We start from the raw sequence: 17,206 nt of genomic DNA on the forward strand, positions 1-17,206 counted from the left end.
ATAAGCCTGGAAGATGACGGCTGAATTTGCCTTAAGGATAACCTGAAAGTGAAAGCCGGGTGGCGGCTACACCTTACCCGGCCTACAAAACCGTCAAATGATTGAGTTTTCAATTTATTGATATTTATGGGTAATAAAAAATAAATTTGCACAAACTTGGACAAATAACGTTAATTGTGTAAGTTTTAATTATGCGATTACGCCACGTTGTTTACAGCCAGGATGTGACCCATGAGCACTTTGCCCTCTGTCGTGAGTCGGTTTATTGAGTACTACGCCGCACTGGATAGCCAGCCGCCGACCGCGCTGGTCGGGCTTTACCATTCGAATGCCACCCTTATCGATCCGTTCGGCGAGCACAACGGTATTTTCGCGCTTCAGCGCTATTTCACCCATCTGCTGGCAAACGTCGAGAAGTGCCGTTTTGTCATCGATCCGCCGCTCTGCAGCGGGAACCGGTTTGTTGTCACCTGGGTAATGCACTGGTCGCATCCGCGCATTGCCGGGGGCGAGCCGCTTGAACTGCCAGGATGTTCGGTGGTGGACACCGAAAACAATCTCATCACCCGTCAGCGGGACTTCTACGATGCAGGAGAGATGATCTACGAACACCTCCCTCTGCTGGGCTGGGCGGTACGCGGCGTGAAGCGGAGGGTCAAATCATGAAGGCGGTGCTGATTACCGGCGCAAGCTCGGGCATCGGCGCGGGGCTGGCGAAGTCCTTTGCCGCTGACGGCTACCACGTGATTGCCTGCGGGCGCGATCCGGCGCGGCTAGAAGCGCTACATCAGACCTGCCCAAATCTCGCCGTTCGCCCGTTCGATATGACAGACAGGGACGCCTGTCGCCAGGCGCTGAGCGGCGTTTACGCCGATCTGGTTATTCTCTGCGCCGGTACCTGCGAATATCTCGACGGCGGCGTGGTGGATGCGGCGCTAGTGGAGCGGGTCATGACCACTAATTTTCTCGGGCCAGTGAACTGCCTGGCCGCGCTGCAGCCGCAGCTGGTTGCCGGTAACCGCGTGGTGCTGGTGAGCTCGATGGCCCACTGGCTTCCCTTCCCGCGAGCAGAGGCCTACGGCGCGTCCAAAGCGGCGCTGAGCTGGTTTGCCGACAGCCTGCGTCTGGACTGGGAGCCAAAGGGGATTGCCGTGACGGTCGTCTCTCCGGGCTTTGTCGATACCCCGCTGACGCGCAAAAACGATTTTGCCATGCCGGGCAGGGTGAGCGTTGACGAAGCGGTCAAGGCGATCCGTACCGGGCTGGCAAAGGGCAAAATGCATATCGCGTTTCCGGCCGGGTTTGGCCTTATTTTGCGGCTGCTCTCCGGGCTGCCCGCGTTTTTGCAGCGCACGCTGCTGCGCAGGATGGTGCGCTCATGAACATTGCAATTATCGGCAGCGGCATCGCCGGGCTGACCTGCGCCTGGCGGCTGGCAGGGCACCATCAGGTGACCCTGTTTGAAGCGGGATCCACGCCGGGCGGCCATACCGCAACGGTTGACGTGTCGACACCGCAGGGCACATACGCGATCGATACCGGGTTTATCGTCTACAACGACCGCACCTACCCGCGCTTTATGGGCCTGCTCAGCGAGCTCGGCATCAGCGGGCAAAAAACACAGATGAGCTTTTCAGTACACAACCCCGAGACGGGGCTTGAGTACAACGGACACACGCTGACGTCGCTGTTTGCCCAGCGCCGAAACCTGGTGAATCCGGCATTCTGGCGGCTGCTCGGTGACATCGTCCGCTTTAACCGCCTGGCGAAACAGGCGCTTGAAGGCGAGATCGATCCGAACGCCACGCTGCAGACGTTTCTGGACCTGCACGGCTTCACGCCGTTTTTTGCGCGCCACTACATTCTGCCGATGGGGGCCGCCATCTGGTCGTCGTCACTGCAGGAGATGAAGCGTTTCCCGCTGCCGCTCTTCCTGCGCTTCTTTCATCACCACGGCCTGCTGGATATCACCCAGCGTCCGCAGTGGTACGTGGTGCCGGGCGGCTCGCGGGAGTATATCCGCGCCATGCTGGAAAAACTGGGCGACCGCCTGACGCTGCACCTGAACGCGCCTGTTCTGCGGGTGAGCCGCCATGCGCACGGGGTCACGCTCCAGCTTGAAAACGGCAGCCACACCTTCGACCAGGTGATATTTGCCTGCCACTCCGCCCAGGCGCTGGCCATGCTTGAGGATCCTACGCCCGCGGAGCGCGAAGTGCTGGGCGATATCGGCTGGCAGCGCAACGAGGTTGTTTTGCACAGAGATCCGCGCTGGCTGCCGGTGCGGCAGCGCGCCTGGGCCAGCTGGAACTACCGCCTGAGCGCGCAGGAGCAGGCCAGCGCCTGCGTCACCTACAACATGAACATTCTGCAGAGTCTGCCTGCGGGCAGCCCACTGTTCTGCGTCACCCTGAACCCGGACGAGCCGGTGGATGAACGCTTCGTCCTGCAACGCTTTGTCTATGAGCATCCGCTGTTTAACCCGCAAAGCTGGCGTGCGCAGGCGCGCCGTGGGGAGATCAACGGTCATCACCGGAGCTGGTTCTGCGGCGCTTACTGGTACAACGGTTTTCATGAAGACGGCGTGCGCAGCGCGCTGGACGTTGTCAATGAAATAGCCGCCGGGGAGGGGAACTGACATGAACAGCTGCCTCTATCACGGCGTGTTGCGCCACCGCCGCCTTCAGCCGAAAACGCATGAATTCAGCTACGGCGTTTTTATGGCCTGGCTGGATCTTGATGAACTGCCGCTGCTGGCGTCCGTCGGCGTGCGGCGCAACCGCTTTGCCGCCGCCGCGTTCCATGACGCGGACTATCCGCTCGGCACGCCGCTTAAAGAGAACGTGCTGAACAGGCTGGAGAGCCTGACCGGGGAACGTCCCGCAGGGAGGATCATGCTTCTGACGCAGCTGCGCTACTTCGGGTTTCATTTCAATCCGGTCAATTTTTACTACTGCTATGACCAGGAAAACACGCTTCGCTGGGTGTTGGCGGAGGTGCGCAACACGCCGTGGAACGAGCGCCATTATTACGCGGTCGACGGGCAAAATGCCCGGCCCACGGAAAAAGCGTTTCACGTTTCCCCCTTCAACCCGATGGACATGGTCTACCACTGGCGCTTCAACAACCCGGACAACACGTTGCATATGCACATTGAAAATCATCAGGAAGCGAAGGTCTTTGACGCCACGCTGGCCCTGCGCCGGGAGCCTCTGACCCGCCCGGCGCTGCGCGCGCTGCTGCTGCGCATCCCGCTGATGACTCTGAAAACCGTTTTCGCCATTTACTGGCAGGCGCTGAGGCTGTGGCTCAAGCGCGTGCCGCTGTATAACCATCCCGTCAGCAGGAGTGAACGCTCATGACCGATCCCGTCTTTGCGCTAGAACCCGATATCCCGCGCAACGTCCGCATCGCGAGATGGCTGCTGTTTCGTCTGTTAAGCGGCATTCGCGGCGGCTCACTCACCCTGCGTGAAGGGGCGCAGACCTTCCATTTTGGCGAGACATCCTCCGCGCTGCACGCCGACGTGCAGATCCTCACGCCCGGCGTCTACTGGCGCGTCTTAACGGGCGGTAGCCTTGCCGCCGCAGAAGCCTGGATGGACGGCGAATGGGAGACCGCGCAGCTTACGCCGCTTCTGCAAATCCTGGCCCTCAACGGCGAGGTGCTTGGTCGTCTGGAGAACGGGTTCCGGCTGCTTGGCCGACCGCTGGAGCGGCTGCGCCACTGGACGCGGCGCAACTCTCGCGCCCAGGCCCGCGAAAATATTGCCGCCCATTACGATCTGGGCAACGCTTTCTATGCCCATTTTCTGGATAAGGAACTGCTTTACTCCAGCGCACTGTTTACCGCGGACGAGCAGGATCTGACGGCGGCTCAGCAGGCCAAAATGGCTCGCCTGTGCGAGCAGCTGGCGCTAAACCCGGGTGATCACCTGCTGGAAATTGGCACCGGCTGGGGGGCGATGGCGGAATACGCCGCCCGTCACTACGGCTGTCGGGTGACCACTACCACGCTGTCGCAGGAGCAATATATCTGGGCGACCGCGCGCATTGCCCGCGCCGGGCTGCAGGATCGGGTTGAGGTACTGCTCTGCGACTATCGCGACCTCACCGGGCAGTACGACAAGCTGGTCTCGATAGAGATGATTGAAGCCGTCGGGCAACGCTATCTGCCCACGTTCTTCCGTACCTGTCAGGCGCGGCTGCGCCCCGGTGGACGGATGGCGATTCAGGCCATCACCATTCAGGACCAGCGCTACCGCGACTACAGCAAAAGCGTCGATTTTATCCAGCGCTACATTTTCCCCGGCGGCTTCCTGCCGAGCATTACGGCGATGAACGAACTGATGACGCGCCACACCGATTTCGTGGTGCGCAATCTCTTCGACATGGGACCGGACTACGCCCGCACGCTGGCCCACTGGCGGCAGCGCTTTGTCCACGCCTGGCAGGAGATTGAAAAGCTTGGCTTTGATGAACGCTTCCGCCGCATGTGGCTGTACTACTTCGGCTACTGCGAAGCCGGGTTTAACGCCCGCACTATCAGCGTGGTGCAGCTGACCGCCGAGCGCGTATGAGACGCTACCTTCAGGTCTTTCTGCTGGCCGTCGCGTTCGATCTCTACTGGGCGCTGGTAGTGCTGTTTCGCGAACAGGGCCTGATTATCTGGCTCGGGCTGGCGATCCTGGCGTGCCTGCTCTTGCCGTCAGCATACCGTCTTTACGCCATTGGGCTGGCCGCGGCGGGCAGCCTGCTGGATGCGCTCTGGGCGCTGACGGGGCTGATTGCCTTCACGGGCGACTCCCTGATGCCGCTATGGATGGTGGCATTGTGGTTGATGTTCGCCGTGGTCTGGACGCAGCTTGCGCGTACCACCACGTTACCCGGCTGGCTGCTGACCCTGCTGGCGGCCGTGGGAGGCCCGGTGGCCTACCTGATTGGCGAGCGGTTGGGCGCCATCACGTTTCTGGAGCCAACCTTTATCGTCGTCAGCTGGATGGCGCCGGGCTGGCTGGTGCTGATGCTGTTTTTCCACCTGCTGATGGGGAGACAAAAATGAGGGCTGCGGTTCTGCTGTTTTGCCTCATGCTGGTTGTTCCTGGTGCTCAGGCCGCCGACTGGCTGGCCTGGCGCAAGGTGGGCGACGCCACGCTGACCTGGGGGCCGTTCACGGTCTATACCTCTCAGCTCCGCACGCCGGATGGCCGTTACAGCCGGGACGATCAGGATCAGGCGCTGATTATTACCTACGCGCGCGACATAGATCGCGATGAACTGGTTGAGGCGACCCGCGACCAGTGGCAGGCGCAGGGGATCCTGACGCAGGAACCGCAAAGTGAAGCCTGGCTAAGGATGCTCCAGTCCCTGTGGCCGGATGTCCGACCGGGTTCACAGCTGGCTTTTGTTCTCAACGATAAGCAGGGGCAGTTCTGGTACCGCGCGTCGGCGGCGCAAAAATCCTTTATTCCGCTCGGTCCGCGCCAGTCAGAAGCGTTCAGCACCCGCTTTCTGGCCATCTGGCTCGATCCCCGCACGCAATATCCTGAGCTGCGTCAGCAGCTAATCGGAGGCAAAAAATGAAACGAATCCTGACGCTGGCGCTGGCATTCACGATGCTGCTGGCCGGCTGCAGTACGGAGGTGTCCGAGTATCGCCAGCAGCAGCCGCGGCTTGATATCTTCCACTACTTCCAGGGCAAAACCGAAGCGTGGGGCATGGTGCAGGATCGCAGCGGCAAGCAGATCCGCCGCTTTCACGTTGAGATTGCCGGGGACGTCATCGGCGATACGCTGACGCTGAACGAGCGCTTCGTTTACGACGACGGCGAGAAGCAGCAGCGGGTATGGCACATTCGCCGCGTGGGGAACGACCGCTACGAGGGGACGGCAGGTGATATTGAAGGGGTTGCCACCGGGCAGGCCGCAGGGAACGCCTTTAACTGGCATTACAGCATGAACGTGAAGGCCAACGGCAAAACGTGGCTGCTGAACTTTGATGACTGGATGTACCTGCAGGATGAGACGCATCTGTTCAATAAAACCGAGATGAAGAAATTTGGCGTCACCGTCGCCACGGTGACGCTGTTCTTTACCCGGAATACGGAAGCTTAGTCGCGAACATCGCCGGTTTTGCTGCTGGAGTAAATGAAGTACAGGGCAATCCCCAGGCACACCACCGCGCCCAGACGGCTCGGTGAAAACGGAATAGCGGGATTGTTCAACCAGCCAAAGTTATCTATCAGCATGCTCATGGCGAGCTGGCCGAATATCACCGCCACCGTGGCGACGGCGGTGCCGATGCGCTGCACGGCAAGCACCATGATCACAATGTAGGGCACGCCGAACATCGCCCCGAGGAGCTGCCATTTCGGCACGTCCAGCAGCGTGACCGTCTGCTTAGGCTCAAAGAAGAAAATGAGCAGGGCGGTCACCAGCGCGCCGACGGAAAACGTCAGAAACGCGCTCTTGAAAACGCCCACGCTGCTGCCGAGCTGTCCGTTAATTGCGGCCTGTATGCTCAGCGTCGCCCCGCCGCAGATGGCCAGAATTATCATCATCAGTGTCATGTGTTTACCCCTTTGCGACCAGTACCAGTGCGGCAATAATAAAAACCAGCGCCACGATGCGTCTTGCGTTTATCTTCCTGTGCGGCGTACCCAGCAGGCCAAAGTGGTCAATGATCAGGCTTTTAAAAACCTGACCTGCCAGAATGCCGATCATCGTCAGAGCGATGCCGATAGCGGGGGTGGCGATAGTCAGAATGACAACGTAAACAGGACCCAGCACGCCGCCAAGCAGCTGCCAGCCGGGCTGTGCGAAAAACGACGGACCGTTGCGCGGGCTGAAAAACAGCATCAGCAGAAAGGTCAGCGCAGCGCCGACCCCGAAAATGCTGAACGTGGCCCATAAATCGCCTACTTCTCCCCCTAACGGCCCCAGCAAACCCGCCTCGACGGAGAGGCCCATCCCGCCGGCAATCACCAGTAAAATCAATACAAACTGCATTATGCTTCCTCCAATATCAGGCGAAGAAGATTACGTCGGTAGACATGTGAGAAAAATGCCATAATGCAGGAAACACCTTTGCAGGAAATGCATTAATGTCAGATGCCGGAAGCATGAACCTTCGCTCACTGCTGCTGTTTATTGCCGTCTATGAAACGCAGAACTTTTCCGTCGTTGCGCGACGGGAGGGAATTTCTGCCTCGCAGGTGTCGCGAATTATTCATCAGCTTGAAGACGCGCTCGGCCAGCAGCTGTTCTATCGCAATACCCGGGCGGTGATCCCCACGGAAAACGGGCATCTTTTTATCCGCTATGCCCGGGCGATGGTCGATAACTTCGAAGAGGCGCGTCGGGAGCTGGATGAACGTTCGACCGAACCCTCCGGCACGGTACGCATTAACGGGCCGGTATTTTTTGGACAGAGGCACGTTGCACCCGGCCTGGCAGGCCTGGCCGAGCGTTATCCACGGTTAACCATAGAGCTGACGCTGACCGATGACTTTATCGACCCGCACCGGGATGCCGCCGACCTCATTTTTCGCATCGGCACCCTGACGGACTCGACGTTCCACGCCCGCATCTTCGGGCAGCAGCGCTACCATCTTGCCGCGTCGCCCGCGTATCTGCGTCAACACGGCGTACCGGCCGACCCGGCCGAGCTGAGCCAGCATAAATGCCTGGTGTATCGCGGTTCGTCTGGCCCTAATCGCTGGCTTGTGCGACGCAAGGGGGAGAATTGGGTGCACTATCCCGTGGCGCCGTTGATGACGTCCAATAATGCGGAGTCGCTGCTCACTGCCGCGCTGGGTGGAATGGGGATCGTCCTGTTTCCGGACTGGCTGATTGGCGACAGGCTGCAGCGCGGGGAACTGGTCGCTCTTATGCCGGAAATGGCGTGCGCTATCAATACGGAGCCGCTGAATATTGCGGCGATCTATCCTCACGCACGTCATCCGCCCCTGAACGTCAGGGCGGTGATTGATTATTATGTGGCGTTTTTCGGCTCGCCGCCGTACTGGCAAACGTAAGGCAATTACGCGCCGAGCTCCTTGCGGATAATTTCTGCGCCGGCGCTGAGCGCTTTCAGCTTACCGTTAGCCACCTGACGGGAGAGGGGAGCCATGCCGCAGTTGGTTGAGGGGTAAAGCTTGTCGGCGTCGACGAACTGCAGCGCTTTACGCAGGGTGTCGGCGACTTCTTCTGGCGTTTCGACGGTGTTGGTTGCCACGTCAATCGCCCCAACCATCACCTTTTTACCGCGAATCAGCTCCAGCAGATCCATCGGTACGCGGGAGTTGTGGCACTCCAGGGAGATGATGTCGATGTTAGAGGTTTGCAGCTTAGGGAAGGCCTCTTCATACTGGCGCCATTCTGAGCCGAGCGTCTTTTTCCAGTCGGTATTGGCCTTGATGCCGTAGCCGTAGCAGATGTGTACCGCGGTTTCGCATTTCAGACCCTCAATGGCGCGCTCGAGCGCGGCGATACCCCAGTCGTTGACCTCATCAAAAAAGACGTTAAACGCCGGCTCGTCGAACTGGATAATATCCACGCCCGCGGCTTCTAATTCACGCGCTTCCTGGTTGAGGATTTTGGCGAATTCCCAGGCCAGCTTTTCGCGGCTTTTATAATGCGCGTCGTAAAGGGTGTCGATCATGGTCATTGGCCCTGGCAGGGCCCATTTGATCGGCTTGTCCGTGAGCTGGCGTAGGTACTTTGCATCGTCCACGAATACCGGCTTCTGACGCGCAACGGCAGAAACCACGGTCGGCACGCTGGCGTCGTAGCGGTTACGAATGCGCACGGTCTGGCGATTTTCAAAATCGACGCCGCTCAGGTGTTCAATAAAGGTGGTGACGAAGTGCTGACGGGTCTGTTCCCCGTCGCTGACGATATCGATTCCCGCACGGATCTGCTCGTCAAGAGACAGGCGCAGTGCATCCTGTTTACCCGCCAGTAATTCCTGATCCTGCAGTTTCCACGGAGACCAGAGCGTTTCAGGTTGCGCAAGCCAGGTCGGCTTAGGCAGGCTGCCAGCCGTAGACGTCGGGAGCAATCTTTTCATAATAAAAGACCTTTCTTGATGAATTAAAGCGTGTAGTTATCAGACCACTGCTCGAGAATGTATTTATAAGGCTTAATGAAATATTCTTCGGTAAATCGACCCTGTTCAATCGCCAGCCGGCTTCGCTCTTCGCGGTCATAAACAATTTTGGTTAATGAATGATCCTGCTGGTTCAGGTCCGGGCGATAAAACAGTCCCGCCGCCGAGTTCGCGTTATAAATTTCCGGGCGATAGATTTTCTGGAACGTCTCCATCGTGCTGATGGTGCCGATCAGTTCCAGATCGGTGTAATCGCTCAGCAAGTCTCCGGTAAAGAAGAACGCGAAAGGCGCCACGCTGTTCTCAGGCATGAAGTAGCGGACCTTCAGGCCCATTTTGGCGAAGTACAGTTCCGTTAACGACTCGCCATCCGGCGCGTACTCAATACCCAGAACAGGGTGCTGGTTACCGGTGCGGCGATAGGTGTCTTTGCTCGAGACGCTCAGGCAGATCACCGGGCCCTTGCTGAAGTTCTCTTTGTATTCCGGCGAGTTCACAAAATGGCGGAAAATATTGCCGTGCAGTTCGCCAAACCTTTCCGGAATACTGAAGTGCTGCTGGTTCTTGTTGTGCTCCAGCAGCAGGACGCTGAAATCATAATCCCGCACGTAAGAAGAGAAGTTATTCCCGACAATGCCTGCGATACGCTGGTTATTTTTCTTGTCGACAATATACGTCTGCAAAATCTCAATGGCCGGGAACGGCTTTTCCGCGCCAATGTTCAAATCGACAGAGATGATTTCAAGCTCAACCGCGTAGCGATCGGCGGTCGGGTTATCCCAGCGCGCCAGGGCATTAAAGCGGTTGTTGATCATCACCAGCGTATTGCGAAGGTTTTCCTGACGTTTTTCCCCACGCGCCAGGTTGGCAAAGTTGGTGGTTGTACGCGTATTTTCTGACGGGTTGTAATTCTCATCGAAGCAACTGCGCTTAAGGGTATATGTGAAAGCTTTGCTCATTGTGGTTATGCATCCTAAGTTCATGTTGCTAAGAAGTTACCAATGCATAATTTATGCCTGAGCCCGCGGCGCAGGGGAAGTGACTTAATTTCAATGCAACATGAGGGAAGTTCATGAACAGGGAGACGCTGAGTGGAAACTTCAGATTGCTTCAGGCAGGGAAGTGAAAGAGTAAGGGGCATCGGGCCCCTTTGGGCTATGCTGTAGGACGTTCGTCCCAGGCGTCGCTGTGCATGATGTTCCCAGCGGCGATGCGCCAGGTAATTTTTTCATAATGCAGGCTTACGCTTTCAACCACGCTTTATTCGGGGCGAACCAACCGCGTTTTGAGGGTGCCAGGAATGAAATAACTCTTTAGCTGAGCGGGTAGCAAAGCAGGCATTGCTATTGTTCTTCCTTCCTCGTCGCAAAATTCGACAAGATAGCCCAGTGTCGGGGTATCGAAAACCATAACAATCGTACCAACAGCCCCTTTTACCAGTCCTTCATCCGGTAAATCCTCGTCTAAAACCACAACGTCTAATTCGGCTCTTTTCATTTTTGTTTTCTCATTTAACGAATAGGGTTGTCAGGCGAGGAACTAGCGCGTCAGTTTCATACATCCAGCCTGTACGCACGAGCGCTGTTTCACCGTTGACGCCTAAAATGGGCATATCGACAGCCATTGTTTGACCGTAATTGTTGGCCTGCAACACTTTTGCTGGGACCGATAATACGCCTTCCTGAATTCTTGCTGCTAAAACATCTGCATTAGTTGGGGGGTATCCCAGCGCTGACTCAAACACCCTTGTTTCTTTCAAGGGCATATTTTTTCATTCTTTAATAAGAATAAGCAGCCTACGCCTGAAGCGAACACAGATATTCAACCCACATCATATTTATGAACTGCTCATTTTTTTTAAGAAAATAACCAGGCAATTTTTAACCATTTTTTTAGGCGTTAGCGTGAGTCTATGTTGAATCAATAATGAACCAGATTCAGGCAGCTAAACGCCATATCTGCTTCTCTGGTACACCATCCTCAATTCCCGCTATAATCCCCCAAATTTCCAACCGGTTTAGAAACGATCATGACAAAACTCACCTTACAAGAGCAGATGCTGAAAGCGGGCCTGGTCAGCAGCAAGAAAGCGGCGAAAGTGCAGCGCACGGCAAAGAAATCACGCGTTCAGGCACGTGAGGCTCGGGAAGCGGTAGAAGAGAATAAGAAGGCGCAGATCGAGCGTGACAAGCTGCTGAGCGAGCAGCAGAAGCAGGCCGTACTCGCTAAAGAGTTTAAAGCGCAGGTGAAGCAGCTGATCGAGATGAACCGCATCACCGTGGCGAAGGGTAACATCACCTTTAACTTCACCGACGGTAATCTGATCAAAAAAATTGAGGTCGACAAGCAGACGCAAACCCAGCTGATCAACGGCCGTCTGGCCATTGCGCGCCTGGTGCTCAATGCAAACGGCGATTGTGAATACGCGATCATTCCGGCGGTGGTGGCTGATAAAATTGCCCAGCGCGATGCCGACAGCATCGTGTTAAACAGCACGCTCAGTCAGGAAGAGCAGGACGAAGACGATCCGTACGCGGACTTCAAAATTCCTGACGATTTGATGTGGTAAACCGCGTTCAAAACGGGGCGGCGTGGCGGGCGTTAACCGGCTCTCCGCTCACGGGATGAATAAAATTCAGCTCGCTGGCATGCAGCATCAGCCGGGGCGTTTCCTTAGCCCCCGGCGCGTCAAGACCGCCATACAGATCGCAGCCCAGAATAGGGTGCCCCAGCTGTTGGCAGTGGATGCGCAGCTGGTGGGTTCGCCCGGTTTCCGGCGTCAGTTCCACCCGCGTTAACGGCACTCCTGTCCCCCGAAAAAAACGTTCCACCACCCGATAGCGGGAACGGGCGGGTTTACCGTTGATGGCGCAGATCGACATCAGCGGGAACAGCGCCGGGTCTTTGGCAATGGGCGCGTCTATTATTCCCTCGTCGTTTCCCAGATGTCCATAAAGCAGGGCGCTGTAGACTTTCTCCACGCTGCGCTGGCTGAACTGCTGGCAAAGCGCCGCGTTGATGGCCTTATTGCGCGCAACCACCATCAGCCCGGACGTGCCGAAATCCAGACGATGCACCAGCGTGCAGCCGGGGAACGTCTGCACCAGACGATAATGGACAGAATCGAGGTTTTGCGGGTTTTTGCCCGAGAGGCTGAGCAGGCCAGAAGGCTTATTAATCAGCAGCAGATGTTCATCCTGCCAGAGGATCTCAATGTCGTCGTGACACGGTGGGGCAATAAAAGAATCAATAATCGCAGACATCAGGCCGCCCGGCTGGAGAGTGGGAGCGGATGATAGCGAAATGCGGGGAAAAGAAAAACCCTCCCACCGGGCGGTGAGAGGGGGAAATCTTACGCGGCTACCAGGCTGTCGATGGCGGCTTTCGCGTCGGTCTGCGCTTTGGTCGCCACTTCCGGACCGTAAGCGATGCCTTCCGCGAACACGAAGTTCACGTCAGTGATGCCGATGAAGCCGAGGAACAGGCTCAGGTACGGCGCAACCAGGTCAGTTGGGGTATCTTTATGGATACCGCCACGGCTGGTCAGGACGATCGCACGCTTGCCTTTTACCAGACCTTCCGGGCCGTTCTCGGTGTAGCGGAAGGTTACGCCAGCGCGCGCCACCAGGTCGAAGTAGTTCTTCAGCTGGGTAGGAATGTTGAAGTTGTACATTGGGGCGTTGATGACGATAACGTCGTGCGCCTGCAGCTCAGCAATCAGCTCGTCGGACAGGGCCAGGGCTTCCTGCTGACGCGGGGACAGTGGCGCATCGCTTGGGCGCAGCGCGCCAACCAGCTCGCCGTCCAGCACAGGAATGGGGTTTGCTGCCAGGTCACGCACGGTGATTTCGTCTGCAGAATGCTGTTTACGCCACTGTTCAACGAAGTAATCAGACAGCTGACCAGACTGAGAGTACCCTGCCAGAATACTGGATTTCAAAACTAATACTTTGCTCATGGGTGATTCCTGTTGTTGCATTTGATTGAAGGGGGGGGCCCCGTTGCTTGTTGACACTTTATTCACAATCCTGCCACAGAGATAGCGCAATATATCGAAGTCTATGTTCGAATTTTTTGAATAAGGCGCTAAAAGCGTCAATGTGGTACTCTATAGCAATCATTAAAAAGAGATTTTATCCGGCAGAGCACTGCCCGTTAACGCTATGACAGAACAACAAAAATTCACCTTCCCGATGCTCCTGCAACAGCTTGATTCCCTGATGCTGCGCGATAAACAGCGCTTCGCCCGCCGTCTGCACGGCGTGAAGAAGGTTAAAAATCCTGATGCACAACAGGCCATTTACCAGGAGATGGCCAAAGAGATTGAACAGGCGGCAGGGAAGGTTGTGCTGCGCGAAGCCGCGCGTCCTGCGATCACCTACCCGGAAAACCTGCCCGTCAGTCAGAAGAAACAGGACATCCTTGAGGCCGTCCGCGACCACCAGGTGGTGATTGTCGCGGGGGAAACCGGTTCAGGCAAAACCACCCAGCTGCCGAAAATCTGTATGGAGCTGGGCCGCGGGGTGAAGGGGCTGATTGGCCACACCCAGCCGCGTCGTCTGGCGGCGCGCACCGTGGCGAACCGTATTGCCGAAGAGCTGCAGACGGAGCCGGGCGGCTGCATCGGCTACAAGGTGCGATTCAGCGACCACGTCAGCGACAACACCATGGTCAAGCTGATGACGGACGGTATCCTGCTGGCGGAAATACAGCAGGACCGCCTGCTGATGCAGTACGACACCATCATCATTGACGAAGCGCACGAGCGCAGCCTGAACATCGACTTCCTGCTTGGCTATCTTAAAGAGCTGCTGCCGCGTCGCCCTGATCTGAAAATCATCATCACCTCCGCGACCATCGACCCGGAGCGCTTCTCAAAACACTTCAACAATGCGCCGATTATTGAAGTGTCGGGCCGCACCTATCCGGTGGAAGTGCGCTATCGCCCGATTGTGGAAGAGGCGGACGATACCGAGCGCGATCAGCTGCAGGCCATCTTCGACGCTGTTGACGAGCTGGGCAACGAGAGCGCGGGCGACATCCTGATCTTCATGAGCGGCGAGCGCGAAATTCGCGATACTGCCGATGCGCTCAGCAAGCGCGACCTGCGCCACACCGAGATCCTGCCGCTGTACGCGCGCCTGTCGAACAGCGAGCAAAACCGCGTCTTCCAGCCACACAGCGGACGCCGCATCGTGCTGGCGACCAACGTGGCGGAGACCTCGCTGACCGTACCGGGGATTAAATACGTGATCGACCCGGGCACGGCGCGCATCAGCCGCTACAGCTACCGCACCAAGGTTCAGCGCCTGCCGATTGAGCCGGTCTCCCAGGCGTCTGCTAACCAGCGTAAGGGCCGCTGCGGCCGCGTGTCGGAAGGGATCTGTATTCGTCTTTATTCCGAAGACGATTTCCTGTCGCGCCCGGAGTTTACCGACCCGGAAATTCTGCGCACCAACCTGGCGTCCGTTATCCTGCAGATGACCGCGCTGGGGCTGGGCGACATCGCGGCGTTTCCGTTTGTGGAAGCGCCGGACAAGCGCAACATTCAGGATGGCGTGCGTCTGCTGGAAGAGCTCGGGGCGATTACCACCGACGAGCAGGCGAGCATCTATAAGCTGACGCCGCTGGGCCGCCAGCTCAGCCAGCTGCCGGTCGACCCGCGCCTGGCGCGCATGGTGCTGGAAGCGCAAAAGCACGGTTGCGTGCGCGAGGCGATGATCATCACCTCGGCGCTCTCCATTCAGGACCCACGCGAGCGTCCGATGGACAAACAGCAGGCGTCGGACGAAAAGCACCGCCGCTTCCACGACAAAGAGTCCGATTTCCTCGCCTTTGTGAACCTGTGGAACTACCTCGGCGAGCAGCAGAAAGCGCTCTCCTCGAACCAGTTCCGCCGCCAGTGCCGCGTGGATTTCCTTAACTACCTGCGCGTGCGTGAATGGCAGGATATCTACACCCAGCTGCGCCAGGTGGTGAAAGAGCTGGGCATTCCGGTGAACAGTGAACCGGCGGAGTACCGCGAAATTCACATCGCGTTGCTGACCGGCCTGCTGTCCCATATCGGGATGAAGGATGCGGATAAGCAGGAATATACCGGCGCGCGTAACGCGCGTTTCTCCATCTTCCCGGGTTCCGGCTTGTTCAAGAAGCCGCCGAAGTGGACCATGGTCGCGGAGCTTGTGGAAACCAGCCGCCTGTGGGGGCGCATTGCCGCGCGCATCGACCCGGAATGGGTTGAGCCGGTGGCTCAGCACCTGCTGAAACGCTCGTACAGCGAGCCGCACTGGGAGCGCGCGCAGGGCGCGGTGATGGCGACCGAAAAAGTGACCGTTTACGGCCTGCCGGTGGTCGCCGCGCGTAAGGTCAACTACAGCCAGATCGATCCGGCGCTCAGCCGCGAGCTGTTTATCCGCCACGCGCTGGTGGAGGGGGACTGGCAGACGCGCCACGCGTTCTTCCGTGAAAACCTGAAGCTGCGCGCCGAGGTGGAAGAGCTTGAGCACAAGTCCCGACGCCGCGACATTCTGGTGGACGATGAGGCGCTGTTTGAGTTTTACGACCAGCGCATCAGCCATGATGTGATCTCCGCCCGCCACTTTGACAGCTGGTGGAAGAAGGCCAGCAAAGCGACGCCGGACCTGCTCAACTTCGAAAAGAGCATGCTGATTAAAGAGGGGGCGGAGTCGGTCAGCAAGCTCGACTACCCGAACTTCTGGCATCAGGGCAACCTCAAGCTGCGTCTGACCTACCAGTTTGAACCGGGCACCGACGCGGACGGCGTAACCGTCCACATTCCGCTGCCGCTGTTAAACCAGGTCGACGAGAGCGGGTTTGAGTGGCAAATTCCCGGCCTGCGCCGCGAGCTGGTGATTGCGCTGATCAAATCCCTGCCGAAACCGGTGCGGCGCAATTTTGTGCCAGCGCCAAATTATGCGGAAGCGTTTCTGGGCCGCGTCACGCCGCTGGAACTGCCGCTGCTGGACGCGCTGGAGCGTGAGTTCCGCCGTATGACCGGCACCACCATCGACCGCGAAGACTGGAACTGGGATCAGGTGCCCGATCACCTGAAAATCAGCTTCCGCGTGGTGGATGATAAAAACAAAAAGCTGCTGGAAGGGCGTTCTCTCAGCGAGCTGAAAGAGGCGCTGAAAGGAAAAGTTCAGGAGACGCTTTCTGCGGTGGCGGACGACGGCATCGAGCAGAGCGGGCTGCATATCTGGAGCTTTGGCCAGCTTCCGGAAAGCTACGAGCAGAAGCGCGGCAACTATAAGGTCAAAGCCTGGCCGGCGCTGGTGGACGAACGTGACAGCGTGGCGATCAAACTGTTTGATAACCCGCAGGAACAGCAGCAGATGATGTGGCGCGGGCTGCGCCGCCTGCTGCTGCTCAACATCCCGTCGCCGATCAAGTATCTGCACGAGAAGCTGCCGAACAAAGCCAAGCTGGGGCTCTACTTTAACCCGTACGGCAAAGTGCTGGATCTGATTGACGACTGCATCTCCTGCGGCGTGGACAAGCTGATCCACGAGGCGGGCGGCCCGGTCTGGACGGAAGAAGGTTTTGCGAAGCTGCATGACAAGGTTCGCGCCGAGCTGAACGACACCGTGGTGGAGATTGCCAAACAGGTCGAGCAGATCCTCACCGCCGTGTTCAACATCAACAAGCGCCTGAAGGGGCGCGTGGATATGACCATGGCGCTGGGGCTGTCGGACGTGAAGGCGCAGATGGCGGGACTGGTGTACCGCGGCTTTGTTACCGGCAACGGCTTTAAGCGTCTGGGCGATACGCTGCGCTATCTGCAGGCGATTGAAAAACGTCTGGAGAAAATGGCGATCGATCCGCACCGCGATCGCGCGCAGATGCTGAAGGTCGAAAGCGTGCAGCAGGCGTGGCAGCAGTGGTTAAACAAGCTGCCGCCGGCGCGCCGCGACGATGAAGATGTGCAGGAGATCCGCTGGATGATCGAGGAGCTGCGCGTCAGCTTCTTTGCTCAGCAGCTCGGTACGCCGTATCCGATTTCGGATAAGCGTATATTGCAGGCGATGGAGCAGATTTCCGCTTAACGTCCTTGCCCGGTTTTCTCCCTCTCCCACAGG

General features: G+C 57.9%; 17 protein-coding genes and 3 pseudogenes. 11 read left to right on the forward strand and 9 right to left on the reverse strand.

Annotated features, from left to right (window positions below):
• Positions 1–231 precede the first annotated feature (231 nt).
• Genes OKF39_RS11630 through OKF39_RS11665 form a run of 8 tightly spaced genes read left to right on the forward strand, consistent with a single transcriptional unit; the run spans position 232 to position 6,112 of the window.
• Positions 232–666, forward strand: coding sequence for a nuclear transport factor 2 family protein (locus OKF39_RS11630; protein ID WP_041910128.1), 435 nt, complete (start codon positions 232–234; stop codon positions 664–666).
• Positions 663–1,382 (forward strand): SDR family NAD(P)-dependent oxidoreductase, encoded by a 720-nt coding sequence (locus tag OKF39_RS11635; protein WP_224066579.1) that lies wholly within the window; start codon positions 663–665, stop codon positions 1,380–1,382. The genes OKF39_RS11630 and OKF39_RS11635 overlap by 4 nt, the downstream gene beginning before the upstream one ends.
• Positions 1,379–2,638 (forward strand): NAD(P)/FAD-dependent oxidoreductase, encoded by a 1,260-nt coding sequence (locus OKF39_RS11640; RefSeq protein ID WP_479982929.1) that lies wholly within the window; start codon positions 1,379–1,381, stop codon positions 2,636–2,638. The genes OKF39_RS11635 and OKF39_RS11640 overlap by 4 nt, the downstream gene beginning before the upstream one ends.
• Before the next feature lies 1 nt (position 2,639).
• A complete protein-coding gene (locus OKF39_RS11645) occupies positions 2,640–3,362 on the forward strand; it encodes a DUF1365 domain-containing protein (RefSeq protein ID WP_048956418.1) in 723 nt (240 codons plus the stop codon).
• A complete protein-coding gene (locus OKF39_RS11650; RefSeq protein ID WP_479982930.1) occupies positions 3,359–4,579 on the forward strand; it encodes a class I SAM-dependent methyltransferase in 1,221 nt (406 codons plus the stop codon). The genes OKF39_RS11645 and OKF39_RS11650 overlap by 4 nt, the downstream gene beginning before the upstream one ends.
• A complete protein-coding gene (locus tag OKF39_RS11655; RefSeq protein ID WP_028013061.1) occupies positions 4,576–5,061 on the forward strand; it encodes a DUF2878 domain-containing protein in 486 nt (161 codons plus the stop codon). Before OKF39_RS11650 ends, OKF39_RS11655 begins: the two co-directional genes overlap by 4 nt.
• A complete protein-coding gene (locus OKF39_RS11660; RefSeq protein ID WP_045630382.1) occupies positions 5,058–5,582 on the forward strand; it encodes a hypothetical protein in 525 nt (174 codons plus the stop codon). The genes OKF39_RS11655 and OKF39_RS11660 overlap by 4 nt, the downstream gene beginning before the upstream one ends.
• A complete protein-coding gene (locus tag OKF39_RS11665) occupies positions 5,579–6,112 on the forward strand; it encodes a DUF3833 domain-containing protein (RefSeq protein WP_028013063.1) in 534 nt (177 codons plus the stop codon). Before OKF39_RS11660 ends, OKF39_RS11665 begins: the two co-directional genes overlap by 4 nt.
• On the opposite strand, the gene OKF39_RS11670 is transcribed toward OKF39_RS11665, so the two are convergent.
• Positions 6,109–6,567, reverse strand: a complete 459-nt coding sequence (locus tag OKF39_RS11670) for a DMT family transporter (RefSeq protein ID WP_028013064.1) — start codon at positions 6,565–6,567, stop codon at positions 6,109–6,111. The two genes, OKF39_RS11665 and OKF39_RS11670, sit on opposite strands and share 4 nt — an antisense overlap.
• 4 nt (positions 6,568–6,571) lie before the next feature.
• Positions 6,572–7,006 carry a DMT family transporter gene (locus OKF39_RS11675; protein WP_028013065.1) on the reverse strand — a complete coding sequence of 145 codons (435 nt, stop codon included), beginning with the start codon at positions 7,004–7,006 and terminating at the stop codon, positions 6,572–6,574.
• Positions 7,007–7,101: 95 nt separating this feature from the next.
• Between OKF39_RS11675 and OKF39_RS11680 the strand changes: the two genes are divergently transcribed.
• The gene (locus tag OKF39_RS11680; protein ID WP_193030566.1) at positions 7,102–8,034 is read left to right on the forward strand and encodes a LysR family transcriptional regulator; all 933 of its coding nucleotides are present in this window, start codon (positions 7,102–7,104) and stop codon (positions 8,032–8,034) included.
• 5 nt (positions 8,035–8,039) lie between these two features.
• Here OKF39_RS11680 and OKF39_RS11685 read toward each other — a convergent pair whose 3' ends face one another.
• The 5 genes and pseudogenes from OKF39_RS11685 to OKF39_RS11705 all read right to left on the reverse strand — a co-directional run.
• The gene (locus OKF39_RS11685; RefSeq protein ID WP_479982931.1) at positions 8,040–9,068 is read right to left on the reverse strand and encodes a methionine synthase; all 1,029 of its coding nucleotides are present in this window, start codon (positions 9,066–9,068) and stop codon (positions 8,040–8,042) included.
• Between the two features lie 23 nt (positions 9,069–9,091).
• Positions 9,092–10,066, reverse strand: coding sequence for a DUF1852 domain-containing protein (locus OKF39_RS11690; protein WP_479982932.1), 975 nt, complete (start codon positions 10,064–10,066; stop codon positions 9,092–9,094).
• Between the two features lie 196 nt (positions 10,067–10,262).
• Positions 10,263–10,361: pseudogene (locus OKF39_RS11695) on the reverse strand (type VI secretion system tube protein Hcp); the annotation flags it as partial.
• An 18-nt stretch (positions 10,362–10,379) separates the two neighbouring features.
• Positions 10,380–10,604: pseudogene (locus OKF39_RS11700) on the reverse strand (DUF4926 domain-containing protein); the annotation flags it as partial.
• 10 nt (positions 10,605–10,614) lie between these two features.
• Positions 10,615–10,860: pseudogene (locus tag OKF39_RS11705) on the reverse strand (DUF6883 domain-containing protein); the annotation flags it as partial.
• Positions 10,861–11,136: 276 nt separating this feature from the next.
• Between OKF39_RS11705 and OKF39_RS11710 the strand changes: the two are divergent.
• Positions 11,137–11,676, forward strand: coding sequence for a DUF2058 domain-containing protein (locus tag OKF39_RS11710; RefSeq protein WP_049137897.1), 540 nt, complete (start codon positions 11,137–11,139; stop codon positions 11,674–11,676).
• 7 nt (positions 11,677–11,683) lie between these two features.
• Here OKF39_RS11710 and OKF39_RS11715 read toward each other — a convergent pair whose 3' ends face one another.
• Both OKF39_RS11715 and azoR read right to left on the reverse strand, forming a co-directional pair.
• A complete protein-coding gene (locus OKF39_RS11715) occupies positions 11,684–12,370 on the reverse strand; it encodes an RluA family pseudouridine synthase (protein ID WP_048998490.1) in 687 nt (228 codons plus the stop codon).
• A gap of 89 nt (positions 12,371–12,459) precedes the next feature.
• Positions 12,460–13,065, reverse strand: coding sequence for an FMN-dependent NADH-azoreductase (azoR, locus tag OKF39_RS11720; protein ID WP_479982933.1), 606 nt, complete (start codon positions 13,063–13,065; stop codon positions 12,460–12,462).
• A 205-nt stretch (positions 13,066–13,270) separates the two neighbouring features.
• On the opposite strand from azoR, the gene hrpA reads away from it, so the two are divergent.
• A complete protein-coding gene (gene hrpA / locus OKF39_RS11725) occupies positions 13,271–17,173 on the forward strand; it encodes an ATP-dependent RNA helicase HrpA (protein WP_309265000.1) in 3,903 nt (1,300 codons plus the stop codon).
• Positions 17,174–17,206 lie beyond the last annotated feature (33 nt).

Source organism: Enterobacter cloacae complex sp. HYC042_NIDB, assembly GCF_056673315.1.